A 23,934-nucleotide genomic window follows, 5' to 3' on the forward strand; every position below is an offset into this window, starting at 1 on the left:
TTATTAAAGAAATAATGCTTTTGGAGCTTGAGATTCTTTATGTCTTTCTTTGTTTTAGCGGAGTAAGCGATACATCTAGCGAAAAGTTTAAATATGTAAATGTAGGCTGGGGCTAAAGCACAAGTGCGAGGTTGGCTTGGTAATATATGTCTCGCTCCTGCTTATATATTGTTCGAGGATATACCTCCTACCACCCTACGACGCTTTTAGAGTTGGCACTATCGTGCATTTTTATGCAAATGAAGATACACCTCGCTCATAGGAAGAATATAAATTCTAAACCTATGAGACTTACTTGATGAATACATTAGCAGTTAAGCAACATCCTTTAGGCGTAAGAAAAAGCTTGCCTTATAGAAATTTATAGAATCTTTTATTGTTTTCTATGTTTGCATAAATTATATATCAAATCAAAAGCTTAATTTGCTCAAAAAACTTTTGAGACGAGGTGTTTGGGGATTTTCAAATATATCTTTTGGACTGCCCTCTTCGATAATACGCCCACTCTCCATAAAGATAATGCGACTTGCCACCTCTCTAGCAAAGCGCATTTCGTGCGTTACACATATCATACTCATACCCTCTGTGGCTAAATCTCTCATCAAATCAAGCACTTCTCCCACCATTTCTGGGTCAAGTGCTGAGGTAGGTTCATCAAAGAACATTATTTCAGGCTTATTCATAAGCGCACGAGCAATCGCCACCCTCTGCTTTTGTCCGCCACTCAAACGTGATGGATAAGTATCTTGTTTATCAAGCAAATCTATACGTTTAAGGAGCTTATGCGCCTCTGTGATAGCTTCTTCTTGATTGAGGAGCTTAAGAAATGTAGGCGCAAGAGTGAGATTCTCTAATACGTTGAGATTATTAAAAAGATTAAAATGCTGAAACACCATACCCATTTTTGTCCGTGCTTTATTTATATCCCAACTCTGCGCACTTTGCGGGAAAAGTATTTTATCATTAAGCCATATTTTACCCTCGCTTGGCACTTCAAGCAGATTCAAACAACGTAATAAAGTGGATTTGCCCGAGCCGCTAGGTCCAATGATGACAAGCTTTTCTCCTGCCCTGATATGGAGATTCACATCATCAAGCACACATTTGCTATCAAAATATTTTTTAAGATGCTCAATATAAATCACTTGCTCTTAGCCTTTTTTCATAAAGTTTAACAAGATAGCTTGCGCACAAAACAAGTAGCAAGTAAGAGAGTGCAAGAAAAAGATAGGGCAGCATATACTCATAATTCGCCCCGCCTATGCTCTTATAAGCATAGGTCAAGTCGTGAACAGTAATATAGTTTGCTACTGAAGTTTCCTTTAGGAGAGTGATAAACTCATTGCCAAGTGTAGGAAGAGCATTTTTAAGGGCTTGAGGAAAGATAATATATCTCATACTTGCTGATGAGCTAAGCCCTAATGCCCTTGCTGCTTCATCTTGCCCCCTATCAATGCTCAAGATTCCACTACGGATAATCTCACTCACATACGCACCACTATTAAGCCCAAAAATAGCGAGGGCTACAATAAGCGCACTCACACCTTTTAGTCCAAAGGCAGGGAGTATCACAAAATAGATAAAGAGTAATTGCACAACAATAGGCGTCCCACGAAAGAATCCTGCATAGGACTTAAGAAAAAAGCATAAGATTCTATGGAGGAGAGAGTGTTGCTTATGAGTGAGGGCAATAGCCACTAACGTGCCCACTATGATACCAATACACAATGCCACAATAGCAAGGAGCAAGGTCGTGCCAAGCCCCTCTAAGATAAGCTTATAGCCTTCATTAGTAATAAGTTGATGATAGAAAAGCTGATATTTTACTGCTAAATCCATCTGAACTTATTTTTGCGTATAATATGCTGCAATGATAGACTGAAGCGTCCCATCTTGCTTCATTTCTTCTAAGATAGCATTAATAGAATCTTTTAATGCCTCATTATGCGGAGCAATGCCAATGGCATATTTCTCATCAGTCAAGGCAATATTAATAATCTTTGTATCATTATGTGCTTTAGCGATTTCAAAGGCAGGCATTTCATCTATAATAACTATATCAACTTGATGATTTTTCATTGCAATAGTTGCAAGCGCACCATTTGAAAAGATTTTTACCGCAGCATTTGGAAACCCCTCAAACCCCCAATCCATATCGCCCTTAGCATAAAATACGCCTGTTGTGCCTACTTAGACACCTATTTTAAGCTGTGGAATGGCTTTAAGCCGTTCTATAAGATCTTCTTTAGTGCTAACATCATCAAATCGTGTATCGCTTGATTCTACGATAATGACTTGCGAGGCACTAAAAAATATGTATCACTAAAATCAATCACCTTTGAACGTGCAGAATTAATCGTCAATCCTGAAATGCCAATATCTGCATTTCCTGCAGCAAGGGCAGTAACCACAGAATCAAACTCCATATCTTTGATAACTAATTTTTACCTAGTTTTTGGGCGATGGTTTTTGCAATATCCATATCAATGCCCTTAAACTCCTGCCCCTCAATATACTCAAATGGAGCGAAATTCGCCGCAGTAGCTACAACAAGCTCATCATCCTTACAAGCATTCAGCGCAAAAAGTGCAAAGAGCATTATTGCGATTGATGCCAATTTAAATGGTGCTAATATACGCATACATTTCCCTTTTGTAAGAAATGTAGGGACGAATTGTAATCTTTTTAAGCTTAAACTAAAGCGGTGTATCTAAAATATGCTCAAGGAATTAAAGGAGTGTGTAATGTGGTTAGCGGGAATTGATGAGGCTGGGCGGGGCTGTCTGTGCGGAAGCTTATTTATCTCTGGGGTGGTGGGTAGAGATTCCATCATAAGTAGCTTTGGCGCAAAAGATAGCAAGCAACTCTCTCCAAAAAAGCGAGAGGAGATATATCAAAGATTACATAATGCCTCAAACCAAGGAGAAATAGGCATATTTCTGGCACAAATTGACGCAAAAGAGATTGATACAAATGGCTTAAGCTGGGCAATGAGATACGGGATAGAATCTCTTGTCGCGCAAATGGGGGAATTTGCCTATAAAGTTTTGCAAGATAAGCAAAAAATATTACAAATAATCATAGATGGCAATAGCACATTTAATGCTCAAATTCCACAACACCTGATAAAGCAAGGTGTGAGTATGAAAACATTAATTAAAGCAGATTCGCTCATAGAGGTAGTTTCGTGTGCTTCTATTATCGCAAAAGTGCATAAAGATAGACAAATGCGAGAGCTCGATAAACTCTATCCACAATATGCTCTTGCAAAAAATAAGGGTTATGGGACATTGGAGCATAGAAAAAGCATTCTCAAGTATGGATATTGCCCACATCATCGCAAAAGCTTTAAAATTGCTCTATGATTTTGTCATTTTTTCAATTTGCCTTAATACAAAATTAAACTAGAATCAAGCTTAAATGTATAGCTAAAGCCTTGTTATTAAAGGACTTAGCTTAAAGTGCAGGTGGCATTTATCAACTGCACGGGGATTAAAGGTGTAGAATTTAAGCTACATTGGGCAGGAGTAAGCACAAAGTTATCCTTAAGCTTAACAAAAGGCTAAACTATCCACAAGAGAAAGCAATGAATGGCTACTATACAGGAGATAAGCTATCCTCGACTAGAGGAGCACAAAAAATCATCGTGAAATCATTCCTGAAATAGCAAATATGATAAGGAATGTCTCATCAGTCCATATTAATGAAAGAAATGCTCTCAAGATGCACGTAGTGGAAGAAGATATGCCTATTAAACAATATCGCAAAGAGCAGATGAAAGATACCGCTCTAGTATAAAATATTCAAATATGATACAGCAAGTTTCTATTATGCCCTTGCTATTTACAAGTGTGGAGTGAGAGATATAACCTTGAATGCTTGCACGTGTATGCACTTCGTGTCGCAAAGAAAATAATAATCTGCCTCATATCTTAAGAGATAAATCCTAGCTTATTGCTCTATATGCACCTTGCAAGTGTTTTTTTGTAATTTTAGTTATCTTAAAGCAAAAAAATAAGAAAATAATGCCCTTATTTTATCTTAAACAAAGGAATAGAAGATGTCAAAACATAAAATATTGGCAACGCTAGGGGGGGGGCTTTTGCTTCTTACTTCTTCAGCTCTAGCAGCTACATTAGAACAAAGAGTAGGACAGCTCGAAAAAGATATTGATGAAATGAATGAACGTGTAGATGCAAACGAGCTTGCAGCAACTTTAAATAAAGTAAAATTTGGCTTAGAGTTCAATACATCAGTGCATAATATCACAAGCAAAACGGGGGGCGTAACTAATGACTACTACAACCGCTGGATGATGGGGCTCTACCTCAATATGAATGCAGACATCAATCAATACACAAAATTCACAGGGCGATTGTCTATGACAAAGGCTTTTGGCGACTTAGAAGTCGGCTTACCTTATGCTATTGGCTCACTTGATGCAGGACGTGGAGCAAGTGGTGGAAGCTCTATTTATGTGGAAAGAGCCTATGTAGATATCTATATGGGTAGATATGCAGCTCTTACTATGGGGAGACTTCCGGGAACTGATGGTCCGGGTTCAAACCTCCGCAATGGTTCAGCACGTATGAGCACATACCCTGCTCTAGCAGTAAATGCCCTTGGTGATGGTGTAGTGCTTACGCTTAAACCCTATACAAATTCAGCTTTACGTGTGGGGTATTCAAAAGTGTATCAATCATTTGACACTAATGGCAATAGCACAGCGGGAAGTATTTTTGGCTCAGGTGCGGCAAATACAGCTGATGCGAATCTTTTCTTTGGTGCGTTTGAAACACCTTTCTTACCCTCAAATTTTGGTAAAAACCTCTTTATGCTAACATATATCAATTTGACTAACTATACCGCACCCGGTGCATTATTGACTGCTGCTGCAAATGCTTACCTTGCCCAGATGGGACAACCTACAAACGCATCTGTGGGTAGCAGTAATCTTGGCGATATGCAATATATCAATGCTCATTTTGAAAATGATAGATTGCTTGGTTCAGGCTTAAATTGGTTTGTGTCTGCTAGCTACTACATAGGCACTAAATCTCATAATGTCAATGCAAGTGTAACCAATGGAACTACGACTACGAATCAATCACTAGGAAATCCTTTCTTTGCTGAAAGAGATGGTTGGGCGGTGCATGCAGGACTTCGCTATGACTTTGGTTTATATTTTAAAATTGGTTATGAATACTTCAAAGGAAGCAAAAATTGGTATGCCTTCTCTCGTGTAAGTATCAATGATCCATTTAACTTTAGAAATACTCGCGGTGATGTGCATGATGTATATGCCATTTGGCAACTTGATTTAAATCAATTTTTCCGCTTAAGCTATACACGACAACATCAACAATATGCAACAGCTACTGCACCTATGATAACACCTGCGACAAATGTAGTTAATCAAAACATCTCGCTTGCATATATTCTACGATTCTGATCTAAAGGAGAAAGAATGAAAAAATATATTACCCTAGCCTTTTTTATTGGGCTTCCTAGTTTTGTCCTTGCTGATTGTGCGGCATTAATGAAAAAATATGATGCCCCCGATCCGGGCTCTAAAACGATGGCGCAAATTACCCGTTGGGTAAAAAAGATAGAAAATCCTGCTGATGCAAAAGAGCTTGAAAAATGTATGATTGCGCTCGCTGCTGATAATCCTAACAAAGCCCAAGTTGCTGGTAAATAGTGCTCAATTTGTCTCTATCTACTTTGATTGGGACAAAATCTTAGAATCTTGATATAAGGAGACAGAATGCGAGACTTAATAGAACGATTTAAAAATCTCAAGCTCTCCACTCGATTAAACGTTAGCCTCAATATTCTTTCCGCACTCATTCTTATTACAGCTATCCTCTTTTTTGTATTTAAATATTCTTTTTCAAACTTTATCCACATAGAAGAATCTTCACTCAAAATCGTGCAAGATAATTTCACAAATCTAGGAAATCTCTCCACCAAAGCTACTGAACAAATCGATATTATGCAAACACATGTAAAAGAAACAAGAGATTCTATGGCTAATATTGAAGATTTAATCGAGCAATTTGAGTTTATCGGTGCGCTCAATGATAAGCTTATAAAACTTTTAGTCAATCCCACTGATAATGCAAACAAAAATCTCATTTTACAAATGACAAAAAGTTGGAATGAGAGCTTTATCCGCAATGATAGTGATTTAAAATCATTCTATCCTAAGATTAATCAAGTGCTTAATGGCAATGATTCTAAAAGTATTGCTGTGCGTTTACAAAGCTATTTTGAAGAAATTTATGCAGTGCTTATTGATAAAATCTCAAACACCTCCACTGCTACAAATAAAAAATTATCCACCTCTGTAAGCAATCTTGAAGAAATTGCTGTGGGTATGAATAAAAACTCCCAATCCCTCTCTAATATGTTGGAGAATTTCACATCACTTGAAAAAGTCCGCGATAGGGCTATTTGGCAATCCAATCTTATTATGGCTATCCTTATTTTCATTATGCTTGTTACCATCAGTTTAGTGCTTATTGTCTTTAAAATGCTACATAATTTTACACGCGATTCCCAAAATGTAGTTACCTATCTTCAAGATCTAAGCAAAGGCGGAGAAAAGCTTACCGCCGGAGGCACACTTAAACTCAATCGTGGCAAAAATGATGAATTGCGTATTGTTAGTGTATTTATCAACTCTTTTATTGATAAGATGAAGCAAACCATTGAAATTGCCGGAGAGACAAGTGCGGAGATTGTAAAACTTAATGAATACATTACAGACTTAAAAAATCATATCTTTGATATTGGCGAAAAAACACAGCAAAACTCACAATATGGGAATGCCATCGTTACAGGATTGGATAAAAATGTAGAGACTGCAGGCAATGTGCAAGAAACGATCAATCAAAGTAAAACCTATCTAGATAGCACAAGTAATAATGTCTCTCAACTTTTAGAGAATCTCAATCAAAGTATCGAAAGTCAAAATGAGTTAAACTCACGTCTTCACAACCTCGCTGAAAGCGTTATGTCCATTCAAAATGTCGTAGAGCTAATCCACAACATATCCGAGCAAACCAACCTCCTAGCCCTTAATGCTGCTATTGAAGCAGCAAGAGCAGGGGAACACGGGAGGGGCTTTGCCGTGGTGGCTGATGAAGTACGAAAACTTGCCGAAAATACACAAAAAAGCTTAAATGAAATCGAGATTACCATCACAAATGTAACCGAAAATTTAGAGAGTATCTCTCACACAGTGCAAGATAATTCTTCAATCTTTACGACACTTGCGCAAAATGGAGAAATCTCTAAAGAAAGCCTTGAGAATATCCAATGCAATATGAATGAAGTTGTGAATAATATCAATACGCAAAACGAAGATACGATTACCCTTGCTACACAAACAAAAAACATCATTGACTCAATGAATATCATTAATCAACTTCTTGGGGAATCCACACAGGTTATCAGGACCGTTATGGAACGTTCTCTCAAGCTTAAGGAGAACGATGCGATTTTGAGTAAAGTTATCCGTGGATTCTAAAATGTCTTTGTGTTTCAACAAATGGTGTCTTTGGTTTTATTTGATATTCGCCCCCCTACTTTTAATGGGGGAGATTCCTCAAAACTCCAACACCTTGCAATCTCCTACTCATCACTCTCACTACCATCCTAGTAATAAATACACTTATGTTGCAATCAGCACAGGGCTTATATTTGGCGGGACGGTTGCCGGAGCAGGAATGCTGTATCTCCTGCCAGAAGATATTACAAACTGGGATAAAGACGGGATTAACAAACTTGGCAAGAATTGGGCACAAAAAACAGCAATGGGTCCTGTGGTAGATAGCGATCAGTGGTTTTTAAATTGGGTTACGCACCCCTATTGTGGAGCAGTGTATTATATGCAGCCGCGTGTGGCGGGGTTTAGTTGGGCTAAATCTATCCTATATGCCATTTTAGCTTCTTCATTTTTTTGGGAATATGGCGTTGAAGCCTTTGCGGAGATTCCCTCTTGGCAAGATTTAATTATCACTCCTGCGATTGGCTCAATCTTTGGAGAACTTTTCTATCGTGCCACACTTCATATCTACCGCAATGGGCAAACATTACTAGGCTCTAAAATTTTAGGTAAGAGTGCCTTGCTCCTTATGGATCCTGTGGGTTTTATTATGCAAAATTTAGGTCTAGCCCATTCATTTGGTATTCATAACAAAAATGACATACAAGGCGCAATTATACCTCTAAGTGGCAATAATGGCAGTGGAATCAAACTTCAAGTAGTAATGAGATTTTAATGCAAAAATATGGTGGCAACTACATCTTGCAATGGGATAACAAGCCCTTGCTCTTAGGAATCTATGGGAGCAAAGAGCATATCACACATATTTTCTTTAATCCCTCTTCTCAAACTTTAAGTTGTAAAACACCGCTAAGTGATGAGTGTGCAAGCGAGATTCAAGCTTATCTTAATGGTAATCTTAAATATTTTAGCATTCCACTTTTGCCACAAGGCAGTGCATTTAAACTGCGTGTGTGGGAGGGATTATGCAATATTCCCTATGGTGAGGTGAGAAGCTATAAGGATATTGCAGATTCTATTGCTTCTCCAAAGGCTTCTCGTGCTGTGGGAAATGCCAATCACAATAATCCGCTAATGATACTTATCCCCTGCCATCGTGTCGTGCGTAGCAACGGCGCACTTGGGGGTTATGCCCTAGGAGTAGATATAAAAGCAAGACTTTTGCACTTAGAGCAGAAATATAAAAACAGAATCTAAAAAACTCACTTAAAAAAATAAAATCTCTAGCAAAATAAAGCAATTTTACAAACAAATAGAGCAATGCTAACTTTAATAAGTATCTCGCTGCAAGTTTTTCGCATAGCAAATGATTTCTGGGCGGTATTCAAAGTGCATCGTATCATAATGCCACCATCGCCCACCCCATATAAAGCCCTCTTCCTCAAAAGCTTGGACAATCTCTAAGGGAATTTGATTTTCGTATTGATATTCGTTGCGCTCTTTCTTATCCCATAACCAATATTTAGAAAATTGCGTATTAATATCAAGGGCTATACCTAAGCTATGCGGACTAAGATTAGGAGAATCCGCGATATTACGCCAATAAAAAGCATCTTGATCGCTCAAAAACTGATAATATGCTTGCTGGAGATGAGTGAGCCTCTCCATTACTCGCCTAAAAGCCTTATCCACACCATTGGCGGTAGTTATGAGAATAAAGCTTTTCTCAAAATATTCTGGAAACCACGGAAGCCAAATCAAATGCTCCCTCACTTCACTTTCACTATGCCCATAAATGGCTTTATAGAATCCCAAATGCCGTATCCGCGATGTATCCTCATTGCGATTAGCCACTTTGCCCTTAAAAGGATAGGGGTAAGTAAAGGCATCTTTCATATCTGGATTTAAAAGCATCTCATCATAATCTTTATCCTTGCCATCGTCCCACACGAAGCTACTACCATCTTCAAGCAGCACTTGGTTATCCCTTATAGCTACCACCTGTGGATAATACTGCTTGATACACTCTTGGGCGATGATGTCATTTACCTCGTTAGCCCATATAAACGCACATATACACATATATATTAATAATCTTTTCATTAACACCTATCTCTTTATTTTCAATAATGAGATTATAACGTGTTTTTGATTTTCAAACCCACAAGTATTAGAATTTATCCTCTGCCTTAGGCTTATAGAATCTTTGCAGCCAATCATCAAGTGGCGCGAGGAATCGATAAATCGCTGGCACAATAAGCAAACTCAAAAACATAGAAAAAAGCAATCCACCAATGATAACAATCCCCATAGGAAACTTCATACCCGCTCCAGCCCCTGTGGAAAATGCCAAAGGCAGCATTCCAAACACCATAGCAATGGTTGTCATCAAAATCGGTCGCAAACGCGATTCTCCTGCGAGGATTAAAGCCTCATCAGTGCTATACCCCTCTTTGCGCTTTTCATTTGCTACATCTATGAGTAAAGTAGCATTTTTCCCTACTAAACCCATCAAGATCATTAGCCCCATTAATGAAAACATACTAAAAGGCTGCTGTGCGATAAAAAGCGCGATGAATGCCCCCGAAAAGCTAAGTGGTAAAGTTATCATAATCACAATAGGCTGCAAGAAACTCTCATATAACGCTGCTAAAATCAAATAAATCAGCACAATAGCGGTCAAAACTGCCACCATAAAGGCTATTGCCATCTCCTCTGCATATTCTGCCTCACCTTGCAATCGATAAGTAACGCCCTTCTCGCACCACTGCTCCTTTTTTTCCGCAGTAATGCGTATCATATCTCCTAAAGAAATGCCAGAATCTTTCACAGGATAGGCATATACCGTTGCACTTCTTTGCCTATCAAAGCGCGTTATCACCGAAGGTGCAGTGGTAGATTCTATCTCCACAAGCCCTTCTACAAACATCAATTCCCCATAGCCATTTTTCACTTGCAATTTTTTAATATCATTTAAGGAGATTCTATTCTCATCAGTGGCACGAATGGTAATATCATATTCCTTACCACTCTCCTTAAAATACCCTATGGCTGCCTCACCAGAGAATGCCCCTCGCACCACATTGCCAATTTCCTGCGCACTCACGCCATAATGGTCTGCATTCTGCCTCAATATCTTTAGCCGATATTCAGGCAAATTTTCTGACGTATTAAGATGAATATCACTTACCTTTCCAGCTAAAAGTGGGTCGGTATTAAGCAGATTCACTAAATTATCCCTGCTTTTATGCAAAAGCTCATCATTAGGAGCTAAAATAGCTATTTGATAAGGGGAATCATCCCCTCCACCACCAATATCAGCAACTTCTGCAATGGAGATAATAAAATCTTTCCCCACCTCACTTGCCTTAAGCCTCTGGCTTACTTCAGCCATAATCTCAAACTGCCTTTTACGCCCTGTGCGCTCACTCAAGGGCTTAAGTCTAGCATAAATACGTGCTTTAAAAATCGTCTTTTGGGAATCATAGCCTATTTGCAAAGAGCTAAATAGCACATTTTCATCTGCCATTACTATATCTTGCAGCTTGTTTGTTTTCTCCTTCATTGCTTCCATACTCGTACCGGGCTTTGTCTCCATAAACACCTGAAATTCACTATTATCATCAGAAAGGATAAACTCCATTCCTAAAATAGAAAGCAGCACCAAAGATGAGAAAAAAATCGCAAAAATCCCAACAATGACCTTCATTTTATTACGTAGCACTATCGCTAAAGTTTTCACATAAGCACTTTCTAAAAGCTTAAAATAAGGCTCTGTGCGGTAATAGAATTGTGAATGTGTAGGATTAATCACAATAGAAGATACCATCGGTATAATCGTAATCACCACAATATAAGAAATCCCAATAGCTGCAGCGACGGTAATACCAAAGCTTTGGAAGAATCTCCCCACAATCCCACTCATACTCCCCACAGGGATAAACACAGAAAGTAACATCGCAGAAATCGCAACAAGCGCAAAGCCAATCTCCCGCACCCCCTCATAAGCCGCCTCACGCTTACGCATTCCGTGTTCTAACTTTTTATGGATATTTTCAATCACCACAATCGCATCATCAATGATAATTCCAATGGCTAATGCCACAGCAAGAAGTGTAAGCATATTGAGCGAAAAGCCAAAGAAATTCATCAATGCAAATGTGCCAAAGATAGATACAGGAATGCTAATAAGCGAAACAAGGGCGATAGTAAAACTACGTAAGAATAAAAATACCACAAATACCGCTAAAAACACGCCCAACATCACATCAAACTTCACAGAATCTATGGATTTGCGGGTTTTCTCTGTCGTATCCTTAAATGGTCTAATCTCATATTCAGGACTAATGGCTTCAATTTGAGGCAGCACCTTCATCACCGCATCAACAATGGCAATTTCATTTGCCCCAGAGATTTTTTGCACTTCAAAAATTACGCCGGGCGTTTTATTAAACGCAGCAAAAGTCTTATCTTCTTCAATGCTATCCTCAATCGTGGCAATATCGCCAAGCCTTATGCCTTGAGCCACGCGGATATTAGCTATATCCTCTATGCTCGAGCTTTGCGCGTCTGTGGTAACCGCCCATTCGCTTAATGTGCCAATTAAGCGCCCACCATCAATTTCTAGATTCTCTAAACCAATCTTATTAGAAATATCCGTATAGGCAAGGCTATATTTATTCAAAAGCGAGGGATTAACAAAGATTCTAAGCTGCCGCTCCCTATGCCCACGCATTTCTACGCCACCAACGCCTGAAATCTTTTGCAAAAGCGGCTTAATATTATCTTTAGCGTGTCTCATCATCTCTGAGGTAGCGACCTTATCGCTTGTAAGAAAGAGTGAGATAATAGGTGTAGATGAGCTATCAAACTTATATACCACCGGCGTTTTAATACCAGAATCGAGCTGCACCGTGCCTACTTTATCGCGCACATCATTGACCGCTTCATTTAAAGGCTTTTCTAGCTCAAACTGCACAATGATGACACTTGAACTACGTGCAGAGCTTGAAGTAATTTTATTAAGTCCATCAATCCCCATAATAGCTTCTTCAATCTTGTCTGTTACTTTTGTCTCCACAATCTCCGCACTCGCACCCGGATAGCTTGTAATCACCGCCACGATAGGAAAGTCAATATCAGGGAATAAAGCCACAGGCATTCTATTCACGCCTAAAAAGCCAAAGAACAAAATGGCAAGGGCAAACATCAAGGTAGAGACGGGACGGGTAATGGCAAATTTATACATTATTTTGTCCTAATATAGCCATCGCCAAATGTGCCCGGAATAACGTCCTTTACCATTGCTTCAGCTTTTACTTTACGTGAAGTTGTGCTAGCAGTAGGATAAATCTTGCTGATAGTAGCACTCAGTTTGTCTTTACGCCCATCAATTTGAAAATCAAAGGTATCGCCTACTTTAACTTTACTCGCATATTTAAAGTCAAACTCTAGCACAAGCTTTACTTCCTTACTAATAATTCTAAAAAGATTAGTGCCATTCGCATTCACGCCATCGCCAAGCTCTATATCTTTAGAAGCGATAATCCCATCAAATGGGGCTTTAAGCTGTGTTTTACTTAACATCGCCTTTTGATAAGCATAGTCTGCCTCAAGCTTTTTATATTCAAAATAATATTTATCAAGCGTATTTTTATCCACTGCACCACCTGAACGATTGTAACGTTCATATTGCTTTTTAGCAAAGAGATATTGCTGCTCTGTGGAGCGCATTTGAGATTCTATATCATAGCTAAAAAGCGTGAGGAGTAAATCATCCTTTTTCACTTCAGAATCTACATCAACAAACATATTTGTTACAATCCCACTTGTAGCAAGCTTGAGATTGGCGTCCTTTACCGCTTCAGCATTAAAAATAGCATACACATCTTCTCCCCATAAATGAGCGCATAATAGCCCTATGTATAATATTTTTTTCATCACTCCTCCTTTTTATTACGCACTACTGAATATGCTCTTGCAAGTCCTGCCCACTATAATAGATATAATATGCCTTTTGCATTTCATAATCATTCAAAGCTTGATTATAAGTTGCCTCTGCTTCAACCTTTGTCGTCAAAGATTGCAAATAATCCGTGAAGTTTAGAATCTGCGCGTCATACTTTTTTGCCACATTTTCAAAGGCAATGCTCGCAGAGCGTAATGCCGCTTCTGAAGCTTTAATCTTTGCCACAGCAATCTCAAGGCTTTTGCGATAGAGCTTTTCGTCCTTTTTTTGCTCCTCTTTTTTATAAGCTAATTCTTTAAGATTCTTCAAATACCCTAGCCGTGCAGCTTGATACTGCTTATAGGTAGTGAGAAAATCAAGGTGAATAGTCGCATTAATCATAATTTGGTTTTGCTTAGGTGGATATTGACGAGTGATAATTGAACCATATTGTGCTGCTTCAGCTGCACCCAATCCCTTAAAGGCAGCATCTACCCCACCATTACTCACATACGTATCGCTTATGCTGATTATAGGCAAGTATGTAATCTGCCGTGCTTGATATTTCGCACTATCTGCTTGGAAACCTAACATATTCAAATCGTGGCGATTTTCCTCAAGCTTGAAAAGCGGTGCTTTGATAGTTTTGCGCTCTAAATCCCCTACTTCTACATTGGCTAAAAGCGAAAGCATAAGCTTATTTTTTTCGGCTTCTAATCTCACATTGGCAAGTTCGTGTTCAGTAGCTAAAAATTCCGCTCGTAAAGATTCCACATCATCAACCGTCGTAAGCCCAGCATTAAAAAGTCTCTCTACACGTTTAACATTAGATTGAAGCTGCACTCGCTTTTGCTCTAAACTTACAAGCTTTGCGCGATTGGTAAAATACCCATAATACTGCTCGATAATGCTTAAAAAAAGCTGGTCTTTGGTGGATTCTTTATCTTCTAAACTTGCACGATAAAGAGAGGCTTTCTCACGCACTTTATGATAAGTTTTTAACCCGCTAAAAACTTCCCAATTCCCCTTAATACTCCCCGTATTTGCCTTAAGACGCATATATGAGTTGTCTGTATCTTGATATTGATATGCCCCATCAACAGTAGGCAAAAACTCCGTATATGCTGCTGCATTGGTCGCTTGAGCCTGTAAAATGGCTAAATCTTTTGCCTCTAGGTTATAATTTCTTTTTGCTCCTTCAAGCAATTCAGCCAAAGAAAATACACCTCCTACAATATGAGTGGATTCGGTTTCAGCCACTGATACCTCTTTTTGTGTTGCATAACTAGAATCTTCTTGGGCAATAAGCATAGAGCAAAGCGTTAATAAAAGAATGATTCCTTTCATATCCTAGCTCCTTTATCATAACATCTTTAAGTTTAAGGGCGGTATTGTAACTTAGTTTTATAAATAGTTGCATATACAACTATTTATAAAACTATACGTGCGGGATGTGTATAAATATTTAATGTCTCTCCACGCGCAAAACCCGCAAGAGTAATGCCTAGAAGCTGTGCAGACTTAATGCCTAAATGTGTCGTAGCTGCACGGGAAACAACAATAGGTATATCACTCATCGCCGCTTTAATCACCATTTCCATAGAGAGCCGCCCACTCACGATTAAAATCGCTCCGCTCATATCCTTCCGTGCTAATCTTGCCTGACCTATCACCTTATCAATGGCATTATGCCGTCCCACATCTTCACTCACAAATGAAGTATTACTACACACAAGCATAGCCTTATGCACACAGCCTGTCTGCCTAAAAAGCGCACTTGGACTACTAAAATCATCAAGGAGCGCAAAAAGATGCTCTATCGCTACACGCACGGGCGAAGTGATACGCTTATGCGTAATCTCACCATCAAAATTAGCACTTACCCCAACACAACACCCAGTAGTCAAAGTTTTTTCCTTATGCAAATGCGCTAATTTCTCTGCTTTAATATGAGCATTCATATACACACTTAAGCCATCGGGGGCTACTTCAAGCGAGATGATATTATCAATAGAATCTAGCACCCCCTCATTCATTAAAAACCCCACAAAATGTGCTTCTTGCGCATAAGGCAAACTCATCACAGATAAAAGCTTTGCTCCATTAAGATAAAAGGCGATTCTTTGCTCTTCAATCACATAATCTTGCAAATGCTCCAATGTGCCATTTTGATGCACTTTCACCATACGCATTTTATGCACGAATTCACTCAAAGCACTTGCTCCCTTGATAATCCCTTTTGCTAATAATGAGCCACCCGCATAGAATCAAGCTTCCCTTGAGCCTGCAAATCTTTATAATACAAGCTATGGAGCATAGAGACTTCCTCCTCGCCCATCTTACCATTAATGATAGCCTCTAATGCCCCCTCAATTGCAAATACCGCCATATAAATATGCGTAATCAAAAGCGCAATCACCGCAAAGCCCATTACATTATGCACGATTGCCATAAGACGCAATGTATTAATACCTGCACCTTGAAAATACATTATCGCACCGCTTACTACCATTACCGCACCGCCAAGTGTCGCCACCCAAAACCACATTTTTTGCCCTGCATTAAACTTATGCGCGGGAATCTCACGATTTACTTTATCTAAATAGCCTCCAAGTATCATCATCCACTTAATATCATAAATTCTAAATAGACAATCTTTCACCCACATACAAAACATTAATGTCCCAAATATCGCAAAAAATATTGTGGCAAAGCCGTGCAGATCCCTAGCAAAGCGGATAAGCCACCCTCCGCCAAGTTTATCACCAAATACCATCATCAAGCCTGTGAGGCATAGAACCACAAAAGGCACAGCAGCACACCAATGCACGATGATGTTGTAACGTGTAAAAACGAGTAAAAAGTTCCCGTGCTTATAATGCCGCTGCCCTATAAGCTTATAATGTCCAAAAAAAGCCATTGGCACAAAGATAACTATGAGTAAGAAAATGAGCGCAAAATACTGCCCTTGCAGCAGTGTAAAAAGCTCTCCTAATCCCACAGAATCTGGGGAATCTAATCCCCAAGTCTTAATAGCCTCTATCTCTGGTCCGCCATACAAGTGCGGATTTGCTCTCTCACTCTTTTGAATAAGCGTATCATTACCCTCTATCACTTCTGCATATTGTTTGCCATTCTCTCGTGGCTCACTAGGATCAGCGTGTGTAGCACCCCAAGCAAAGACATTAAGCACTATGGCATATAATAAGATTCTTAACATACTTTTCATACTCTCTCCTTAGTCATTATACGCGCTTTTCCATATATTAGGCACAGCTTCAGGGAGTTTCTCTCCTCGCATATTTGCACGATGTGCGATGATACTTGATATTTCTGTGCTTCCACCGGCTAAAAGCGCCTTAGTAGAGCACATAGAAGCACACATAGGCACTTTACCCTCTGCGATACGATTTTGCCCATAGAGTTTATATTCCTCTGTGCTATGGGTTTGCTCCGGTCCTCCCGCACAATACGTGCATTTATCCATAGCCCCACGACTGCCAAAGATATTAGATTTCGGGAATTGTGGCGCACCAAAAGGGCAGGCATAGAGGCAATATCCGCAGCCTATGCAGGTTTTTTTATCGTGTAAGACAATGCCATCAGCGCGGATATAGAAGCAATCCACAGGACACACTTGCGCACATGGTGCGTCAGAGCAGTGCATACAGGCAATAGATATAGCCGTCTCTTTGCCTACCACACCTTCGTTAAGCATCACCACACGTCTGCGATTAACTCCCACAGGCAAGTGATGAGCCTCCTTACACGCCACATCACAGCCGTGGCATTCGATACAGCGATTCGTATCACAATAAAATTTAATCCTTGAAAAACCCTCAAGTTGCTTTAATGTATCACTCATCTTTTATCCTTTACTATGCTTTTTCAATACGGCAAAGTCCGCATTTTGTTTCTGGACAAGCAGAGTTGTAGTCAAAGCCATAGCTAGAAATCATATTTGCTGATTCACCAATAACATAGGGCTTCGTCCCCTCAGGGTAATAATCTAAGCGCGATTCCCCTTGGTCTAAGCCTGAAAAATTTTGTGGCAACCAGATGCTATTATAATCCACACGTGTGGAGATTTTCGCATTTACAAGGATTCTGCAGCCATTTGTCCCATATATCCACACCATATCACCATTTTTGACTTTCAACTCTGCGGCTTTATCGGGGTGAATCTCCACGAACATCTCTCCCTCTACTTCGGCTAGATATTTCGCGCTTCGTGTTTCCGCGCCTGTCCCCATATGTGCCACAAGCCTACCGCTTAGCATATTCACAGGAAACTCTTTCACCCAATCTTTTTCCTTTTGCCGAGTGCGATATTTGATATTCGCCCTAAAAAGACTTGTCTTATCAGGGAAGCTAGGATATTTATCCACCAAATCCCCACGCACAGAATGCAAAGGCTCCCTATGGAGGGGAATCTTATCATACCAATTCCACACATTTGCCCGTGCCTTGCCATTCCCATAAGGACACAATCCCACTTCTAGTGCCCTCTCCACCAAAATATTATTACCAATACCAAGTGCAAAGGTGCTTCCTGCAATCGCCTCTTTTTCTTTAGCAGTTAGCTTCACGCCAAAGGATTCAATATTTGCCGCTGTGATAGGAGGGTGTCCGCCCTGATAAATAGCATTAGGCAAACTCCTTGAAACAAGCATTGAAGTTCCATCGGGTGCATTTAGCCCCCAATTCACCCTAAAGCCCATTCCACCGCGCATAACAGGGATACTGTCATTATACATTACAGGCGTTCCGGGGTGTTTATCACTCCAACAAGGCCAAGGAAGCCCATAATAATCCCCTGCAAACTCACCACTGCCCTCTAGCGTTACCTTATCAAATAAATGCCAATTTTCTTGATGAGCCTTTAATCTCTCTGGACTCATACCCTGTAAGCCAATGCTACGGATACTTTGTGTGAGCTCTGTGGTAGCGTCCTCTGGCCACATAAACTCCTCCCTGCCCTTTGACTTAGCAATATCATACAATCGCCATTGATATGCTTCTAAGAATCCTAGCCTTTTAGCCATACCAAAGAGAAATTCCTCATCTGGGCGGCATTCAAAAAGTGGCTCCATCACTTTAGAACGCCATTGATAGCTACGATTTGTCGCTGCCACAGAGCCGCTTGTCTCCATTTGAGAAGCCGCCGGTAAGCAGAATAGATTATCGCTCCTATCGCTATAAATAGCCAAGTCATTCACATAAGGATCGACAAAGACGACTAAATCAAGCTTATCCATCGCCTTTTTTTGCAAATCTAGTAATGAAACTGAAGTCATACCTGTGCCTATCACTACTAACGCACGTAGCATTGTACCACCGTTATTTGCAGCGTTTTCATCATCTAGCACACCAAACTTCCAAGTAGAATGCGCAAAGCCTGTCTTTTCCATCATCTCCTTATCTTTAAAGCGCCCTAGCATCCATTCATATTCCACACCCCAATGTTTGCAGAAATGCCGCCAAGCAGCCTCACCTAGCCCATAATAGCCCGGTAGAGAATCAGAGAGATTATTCATATCACTCGCACCTTGCACATTATCGTGTCCGCGCAAGATATTCACACCACCGCCATTTTTACCAATATTGCCTAAAAACATCTGCAAGATAGGCATAATCCTTGTATTGCTTGTGCCAACGGTATGTTGCGTCAAGCCTTGATTCCATATTAAACTCGCCGGTTTTGCCGCTGCCATCTCTTCGGCAATATGGCGAATAGAATCTGCTGGGATTCCACACACATCAGCTGCTACCTCTGGAGGGAATTTCTTTGCCTCCTCGATAATGTCCTCATAGCCATAAACGCGCTCTTTGAGAAAATTCTCATCATAAAGCTTTTTAGCAATGATATGATTAAGTAGTCCATAAGCAAAGGCTATATCTGTTCCACTGCGGATTCTATAAAACTCATCGCATTTCGCCGCAGTCTTAGTAAATCGCGGGTCAATACACACAAGCTTTGCGCCATTTTCCTTAGCGCGCAAGATATGCACCATCGATACAGGGTGATTAACTGCTGGATTTGCACCAATAACCAAGATATACTTAGAAAACATCATATCGCCAAGATGGTTTGTCATACCACCATACCCGAATGTATTCGCCACACCGGCGACTGTTGGGCTGTGTCAAACTCTCGCACAATGATCGATATTATTTGTCCCAAAAAATGCGGCAAATTTACGGATATAATAGCTCTGCTCATTAGAGCATTTCGCACTTCCAATGAACATTACCGCATCAGGTCCGCTTTCCTCGCGGATTTGCCCTAATTTCGCAGCAATCTTATCTAATGCCCTCTCATAATCCACTCTCTGCCATTTGCCGCCCACTTTTTCTAATGGATAACGTAATCGCGTCTCGCTCCTTGCTCTATCTATCAAGTCTGCCCCCTTACAGCAATGTCCGCCTTGAGAGACAGGGTGATCTTGAGCTACTTCTTGGCGCACCCATACGCCATCTACCACTTCGGCTATCACCCCACAGCCCACAGAACAATGTGTACATATCGTTTTGATACGCTTAGACTGAGGGTATCGCTCTTTTAGCTCTGCCTCACTTGCCTTTCTCACAACACTTTGTGCTTCATTCCCAAAAGCACTACTCACACCAGCCATAGAAGCTAATGCAGAGAGCTTGAGAAATGAGCGTCTCGCATTGCGCTTATTTGTCGCTTCACTCATTTTTTACTCCTTTACATTACTTAGCAACAGAAAAATATGTCTGCCAATACTGCGTATCGCTACGATATAGAATCTCTTGCTTTTTACTTTTGCCCTTGATGACTGCTTTTTGTGTGTGTTCGCCTGAACAACCATTCAAACTAAGGGAGCCTATCGCAACCACAACGCCACCAACCCCTGCACGTTTTAAAAATGCGCGGCGAGATTGTATGTCTTTTTGGGTTTTTGACATAGAGCCTCCTTTGTCTTTAGAGTTTGGGATAAACCCATTTTGACCTTTACTTAAAAAGCCAAAATCGATTTACCGCTATTATAGATTACGCTCTACATTTAAAAAACTCTGCAATAAACTCGCTATATGTGTATAATAAAGCAGATTCTCACGCTTTTGTAATACCTCAATCACAAAATCGCCCAATGGAATGACTAATTCCCTTAGCACCTGCCAACTCACCTTTTCATCCTCACTATGCTGCGAACACACAAGATGGCGCATTAACAGCAATAAGAATCCCAAATGCTCCTCACTCTCCTTGCAACCTTGCGTATCAAGCCTAAAAGTGCTTTGTTTAATCAATTCCCGCGATTTAAGCAGAGCTTTACCATTCAAACAGCCCTCCCAATAATGCGAGAGATAGAGCATAATTTGCGTATTGTGATAAAACACCTCGCCTTTTTTACGACGTCTAGGCATCGCATCTGTATCGCTAGGCAAGGTAAAAGGCAGAATAAATGTAGTTGTGTATTCCTCAATAATATGCTTTATACCTTGTGTTTTAAGCGCATTTGCCAATACCTCAAAATGTGTATCATCACTTTCACTTAGTATATGCGTTTTTAATATCTCTACTTGCTTAATGAGCGTCTCCTCGCGTTTGCATAATAGCTCATACAAAAACAGCCCGGCAAAAAAATCATAATACAAAGCCCTTGCATTTGCTATAGATTCTAAAACATTATGCGCCATTAGTGTGCTCCCTCAAACATCACTTTCACCTTGCAATCCGCGCAACACTCCAAAGTTTTAAGCTTTAAAGCATTTCCGGCAAAGACAGGAGTGAGCATATTTTTGATTTTGCTAATACTTTTATGTGTCGCAAAGATTTTATTGCACTCCACACATCTAAAAGGCTCATCAACAGCAATACTCACATATTCAAAGCTATGCGGCTCTAAAAGCAAAGTGTGAGATTCTAAGTTTAAGACATTTTCCGCACAGCTTGCCACGCAATACCCACAATCTGTGCAAAGCGAGGCTTTATAAAGTAGCTCAAATGAGGCATTATTATTAATTAAGGCATTAGCATTACACGCTTCCACACAGCTAAGGCATAGAGTACATTTAGCGGTATCAATATGCAAAAATCCGCTATTATTCATAGCGATTTTGCCATAGGATTCTTGCTTAATCCAAAAAGATATTCGTGCGGAAAATATATCCTTGCTATTCTCCTTATTTGTAGGTGTATAGATATAATGGCTTTGCATAAGGGGCTGCAATGCCTCGATAGCTTTAGAATCCGTGCTGCCAATAATGGCATTTTGCCTAAAAATGCGTTGATAGATTTCATTTAAGGTTGCTATATCGTTATGAGTATGTTCGCCCAATGTGCTATACAACACGATTGGTGCGCCACTCTCCTGCAAAAGTGTGAGCAAGTATGTAGCATTTAGTATATCAGGCACTTGCAAAACAAAAGGAAGCAGCAGAGGATTGAGAGTTTGCAGAGCCTTAAAATCTCTAGCAAAGCCCTCACTCTCAAAGTCCAAAGACGAGACAATAAGCGGGATATATCCCTTATAGAGCCTCGCCCTGTATGTGAAAGATTCTAATCCATCACCCTGCCGCTGCACACTGCCCGTAGGACATACGCTCACACACTTACCACAAGCGATACAATCCACAGATGAGAGGCTCAAAAGCATAGAATCTTTATCGCTGCTAATGCCCATCGTAGGGCAAATATCCACACACAAATGGCACACGCTCTTACCATTAGCAAATACCCTCCGCCCTTGATATTGACAGGTCAAAGGTTCAAAGACTATATGATGAGTATAATGCCGCTCACCGCATAGGCAAAGCAAAGATTCGAGCATACAATGGGCATTATCATATTTATCGGGCGTATGCACACCCTTATATGCGGGGCAATTCTCAAGCGGGGCAAAAGATACGATTTGCGATGTTTGCAAAGATTCTATCTCGCCATTAGCATTTTTAAATTGCAAAGTGAAATCACCCAAATGCCCCTTAAGCCCTACAAAATCTTGAGGTAAAAGATGGCTTACTTCAAGCGTATAGCCGTGATTTTCATTAATACAAAGGGATAAAAACTCATCAGTTAACTCTCCATAGCCTATGACCACAAAATTGGGCTTGACAACCATAGTAGCCTTAGCATTAAATGCGGTAAAATCAAGCACAATCTCATCACACTCGTGCAAAATCGCCTTTTGCATATCATTAAGCAATGAATAGACCCTTGCTTCTAATTTCATTTTCACCTCGTTTTTGAAATTAAATGTAAGGATAATATAACAAAATGCAAATATTTTTTAACTATTTTTGAGCTTTTACATCTTTGTATAACTTTTTATATATCCTTTTTAGTAACACGATGAGCACAAAGTAAGAAAGTTTTTCATTATGCGTTTGCCGCTCTCTTGCAAAATAGATTCCGGGTGGAACTGCACGCCATAGGTGTCATAACCCTTTGCTTTTAACACCATAAGCACTCCCAAATCATTATAGCCTAGTGCCTCACATTCACCTAATTTGTTTACATAGAGCGAATGATACAAAGCTACTTTTATGCCCTGTTTCACACCTTTAAATAGAGGATTTGGCACAAAATGCAATCTTGCATTTTTAGCGTGAGTGGGGGTAGAGAGTGAAATAACCTCTCCGCCAAAGGCTTGGGCGATACATTGATGTCCTAAGCATATCCCTAGAATCTTTTTTGTTGGAGCAAAATACTTGATTGCCTCCAAGCACACGCCAGATTGCAAAGGGTGGCTAGGACCGGGCGATATGATAAGGTGAGAAAAATGCACTTTTTTAATAGCTTCAAGGACTGTATCATTAGACACAATAATCGGCTCTATGCCGCATTCTTGCAAGAGATATATGACATTGTATGTAAAGGAATCATAGTTATCGATAATAAGCACTTTTGGAGATGTCATTTTTGCCTTCCATATTTCATACAATGAGATTCTAAAAAAGATTCTGTATTATACATATTTCTTTTCTCTTGTATTTAAGGTACCGCATTCGCACGCAGTGTTAATCCATACTTACAAAAGGTTAAGCTTTGTGGAGAGCAAATCTCCAATTCACCCACAAACCCCTATACAGAATCTTTGAATGTGATAAGCTTTAAAGATTTTTATTCCTGCGGCGTTATTACAGCTATTTCTGTGCCTTGTATGCTTACACACTACACACATAAAACCTACACTCATCGCAACTTATCACTCTATGTTAATAATATCCTTGATATTGCCCAAAGTGTGGGTTATGAAGTATGGTATCTAGGTAATAATGGCGGAAAATGTATAGGGGGCTGTGATAGAAACATAGCCCATAAGATTCTCTACCCAACCGATAGTTTTGATGGAGTAATGTTGCCAGATATACAGCACATTATACAAAATGCACAAAAAAGACAAAAACATATTTTTATCATCGCACATCAATACGGCTCTCACGGAGCTTCTTATGTAAATCGCTACCCTGTGGATTTTACATATTTTACTCCCGTATGCAC

Annotated in this window: 24 protein-coding genes; 7 read left to right on the top strand and 17 right to left on the bottom strand. The window is 39.9% G+C overall.

Annotated features, from left to right (window positions below; genetic code table 11):
- Positions 1-410: 410 nt before the first annotated feature.
- The 5 genes from QZ289_RS08170 to QZ289_RS08190 all read right to left on the bottom strand — a co-directional run bounded on the left by QZ289_RS08170 (position 411) and on the right by QZ289_RS08190 (position 2,641).
- Positions 411-1,145, bottom strand: coding sequence for an amino acid ABC transporter ATP-binding protein (locus QZ289_RS08170; RefSeq protein ID WP_295701457.1), 735 nt, complete (start codon positions 1,143-1,145; stop codon positions 411-413).
- On the bottom strand, positions 1,132-1,839 hold the full coding sequence (locus QZ289_RS08175) for an amino acid ABC transporter permease (RefSeq protein WP_295701460.1): 708 nt from the start codon (positions 1,837-1,839) through the stop codon (positions 1,132-1,134). The genes QZ289_RS08170 and QZ289_RS08175 overlap by 14 nt, the downstream gene beginning before the upstream one ends.
- 6 nt (positions 1,840-1,845) lie before the next feature.
- Complete coding sequence (locus tag QZ289_RS08180; RefSeq protein WP_295701462.1) at positions 1,846-2,154, bottom strand: transporter substrate-binding domain-containing protein; 309 nt, start codon at positions 2,152-2,154, stop codon at positions 1,846-1,848.
- Positions 2,155-2,282: 128 nt separating this feature from the next.
- Positions 2,283-2,426, bottom strand: coding sequence for a transporter substrate-binding domain-containing protein (locus QZ289_RS08185; RefSeq protein ID WP_295701464.1), 144 nt, complete (start codon positions 2,424-2,426; stop codon positions 2,283-2,285).
- 11 nt (positions 2,427-2,437) lie between these two features.
- Entirely contained in the window at positions 2,438-2,641 is a 204-nt protein-coding gene (locus tag QZ289_RS08190; RefSeq protein WP_295701467.1) for a transporter substrate-binding domain-containing protein, read from the bottom strand.
- A gap of 103 nt (positions 2,642-2,744) precedes the next feature.
- On the opposite strand from QZ289_RS08190, the gene QZ289_RS08195 reads away from it, so the two are divergent.
- The 6 genes from QZ289_RS08195 (at position 2,745) to QZ289_RS08220 (ending at position 8,770) form a co-directional block, all read left to right on the top strand.
- Positions 2,745-3,365, top strand: a complete 621-nt coding sequence (locus QZ289_RS08195) for a ribonuclease HII (RefSeq protein ID WP_295701469.1) — start codon at positions 2,745-2,747, stop codon at positions 3,363-3,365.
- Positions 3,366-4,060: 695 nt separating this feature from the next.
- Positions 4,061-5,452, top strand: a complete 1,392-nt coding sequence (locus tag QZ289_RS08200; protein ID WP_295701472.1) for a DUF3373 family protein — start codon at positions 4,061-4,063, stop codon at positions 5,450-5,452.
- 15 nt (positions 5,453-5,467) lie between these two features.
- Positions 5,468-5,701 carry a hypothetical protein gene (locus QZ289_RS08205; protein ID WP_295701475.1) on the top strand — a complete coding sequence of 78 codons (234 nt, stop codon included), beginning with the start codon at positions 5,468-5,470 and terminating at the stop codon, positions 5,699-5,701.
- Positions 5,702-5,767: 66 nt separating this feature from the next.
- Positions 5,768-7,534, top strand: a complete 1,767-nt coding sequence (locus QZ289_RS08210; RefSeq protein ID WP_295701478.1) for a methyl-accepting chemotaxis protein — start codon at positions 5,768-5,770, stop codon at positions 7,532-7,534.
- Position 7,535: 1 nt separating this feature from the next.
- Entirely contained in the window at positions 7,536-8,288 is a 753-nt protein-coding gene (locus QZ289_RS08215) for a DUF3943 domain-containing protein (RefSeq protein WP_295701481.1), read from the top strand.
- On the top strand, positions 8,288-8,770 hold the full coding sequence (locus tag QZ289_RS08220; RefSeq protein WP_295701483.1) for a methylated-DNA--[protein]-cysteine S-methyltransferase: 483 nt from the start codon (positions 8,288-8,290) through the stop codon (positions 8,768-8,770). The genes QZ289_RS08215 and QZ289_RS08220 overlap by 1 nt, the downstream gene beginning before the upstream one ends.
- Before the next feature lie 72 nt (positions 8,771-8,842).
- Here QZ289_RS08220 and QZ289_RS08225 read toward each other — a convergent pair whose 3' ends face one another.
- The 12 genes from QZ289_RS08225 to QZ289_RS08280 form a co-directional block, all read right to left on the bottom strand.
- Positions 8,843-9,616, bottom strand: a complete 774-nt coding sequence (locus QZ289_RS08225) for a M15 family metallopeptidase (protein WP_295701486.1) — start codon at positions 9,614-9,616, stop codon at positions 8,843-8,845.
- Positions 9,617-9,683: 67 nt separating this feature from the next.
- Positions 9,684-12,761 (bottom strand): efflux RND transporter permease subunit, encoded by a 3,078-nt coding sequence (locus QZ289_RS08230; RefSeq protein WP_295701489.1) that lies wholly within the window; start codon positions 12,759-12,761, stop codon positions 9,684-9,686.
- Entirely contained in the window at positions 12,761-13,456 is a 696-nt protein-coding gene (locus QZ289_RS08235) for an efflux RND transporter periplasmic adaptor subunit (RefSeq protein ID WP_295701493.1), read from the bottom strand. The genes QZ289_RS08230 and QZ289_RS08235 overlap by 1 nt, the downstream gene beginning before the upstream one ends.
- A gap of 19 nt (positions 13,457-13,475) precedes the next feature.
- On the bottom strand, positions 13,476-14,807 hold the full coding sequence (locus QZ289_RS08240; protein WP_295701495.1) for a TolC family protein: 1,332 nt from the start codon (positions 14,805-14,807) through the stop codon (positions 13,476-13,478).
- A gap of 83 nt (positions 14,808-14,890) precedes the next feature.
- Positions 14,891-15,673, bottom strand: coding sequence for a formate dehydrogenase accessory sulfurtransferase FdhD (gene fdhD / locus QZ289_RS08245; RefSeq protein ID WP_295701497.1), 783 nt, complete (start codon positions 15,671-15,673; stop codon positions 14,891-14,893).
- A gap of 29 nt (positions 15,674-15,702) precedes the next feature.
- The gene (locus QZ289_RS08250; protein WP_295701499.1) at positions 15,703-16,689 is read right to left on the bottom strand and encodes a formate dehydrogenase subunit gamma; all 987 of its coding nucleotides are present in this window, start codon (positions 16,687-16,689) and stop codon (positions 15,703-15,705) included.
- 9 nt (positions 16,690-16,698) lie between these two features.
- A complete protein-coding gene (gene fdh3B, locus QZ289_RS08255; protein ID WP_295701501.1) occupies positions 16,699-17,325 on the bottom strand; it encodes a formate dehydrogenase FDH3 subunit beta in 627 nt (208 codons plus the stop codon).
- Positions 17,326-17,338: 13 nt separating this feature from the next.
- The gene (locus QZ289_RS08260) at positions 17,339-20,161 is read right to left on the bottom strand and encodes a molybdopterin-dependent oxidoreductase (RefSeq protein ID WP_295701503.1); all 2,823 of its coding nucleotides are present in this window, start codon (positions 20,159-20,161) and stop codon (positions 17,339-17,341) included.
- Between the two features lie 16 nt (positions 20,162-20,177).
- Entirely contained in the window at positions 20,178-20,393 is a 216-nt protein-coding gene (locus QZ289_RS08265) for a twin-arginine translocation signal domain-containing protein (RefSeq protein WP_295701505.1), read from the bottom strand.
- A gap of 78 nt (positions 20,394-20,471) precedes the next feature.
- Entirely contained in the window at positions 20,472-21,128 is a 657-nt protein-coding gene (locus QZ289_RS08270) for a molecular chaperone TorD family protein (RefSeq protein ID WP_295701507.1), read from the bottom strand.
- Entirely contained in the window at positions 21,128-22,663 is a 1,536-nt protein-coding gene (locus QZ289_RS08275; protein WP_295701509.1) for a 4Fe-4S dicluster domain-containing protein, read from the bottom strand. Before QZ289_RS08275 ends, QZ289_RS08270 begins: the two co-directional genes overlap by 1 nt.
- A 108-nt stretch (positions 22,664-22,771) precedes the next feature.
- Positions 22,772-23,350 (bottom strand): aminodeoxychorismate/anthranilate synthase component II, encoded by a 579-nt coding sequence (locus QZ289_RS08280; RefSeq protein WP_295701511.1) that lies wholly within the window; start codon positions 23,348-23,350, stop codon positions 22,772-22,774.
- A 183-nt stretch (positions 23,351-23,533) separates the two neighbouring features.
- Here QZ289_RS08280 and QZ289_RS08285 point away from each other — a divergent pair.
- Positions 23,534-23,934 (top strand): sulfatase-like hydrolase/transferase (locus QZ289_RS08285; RefSeq protein ID WP_295701517.1); only part of this gene is annotated, 401 nt, incomplete at its 3' end.

It is taken from the genome of uncultured Helicobacter sp. (genome assembly GCF_910577135.1).
Lineage (GTDB): Bacteria > Campylobacterota > Campylobacteria > Campylobacterales > Helicobacteraceae > Helicobacter_C > Helicobacter_C mastomyrinus.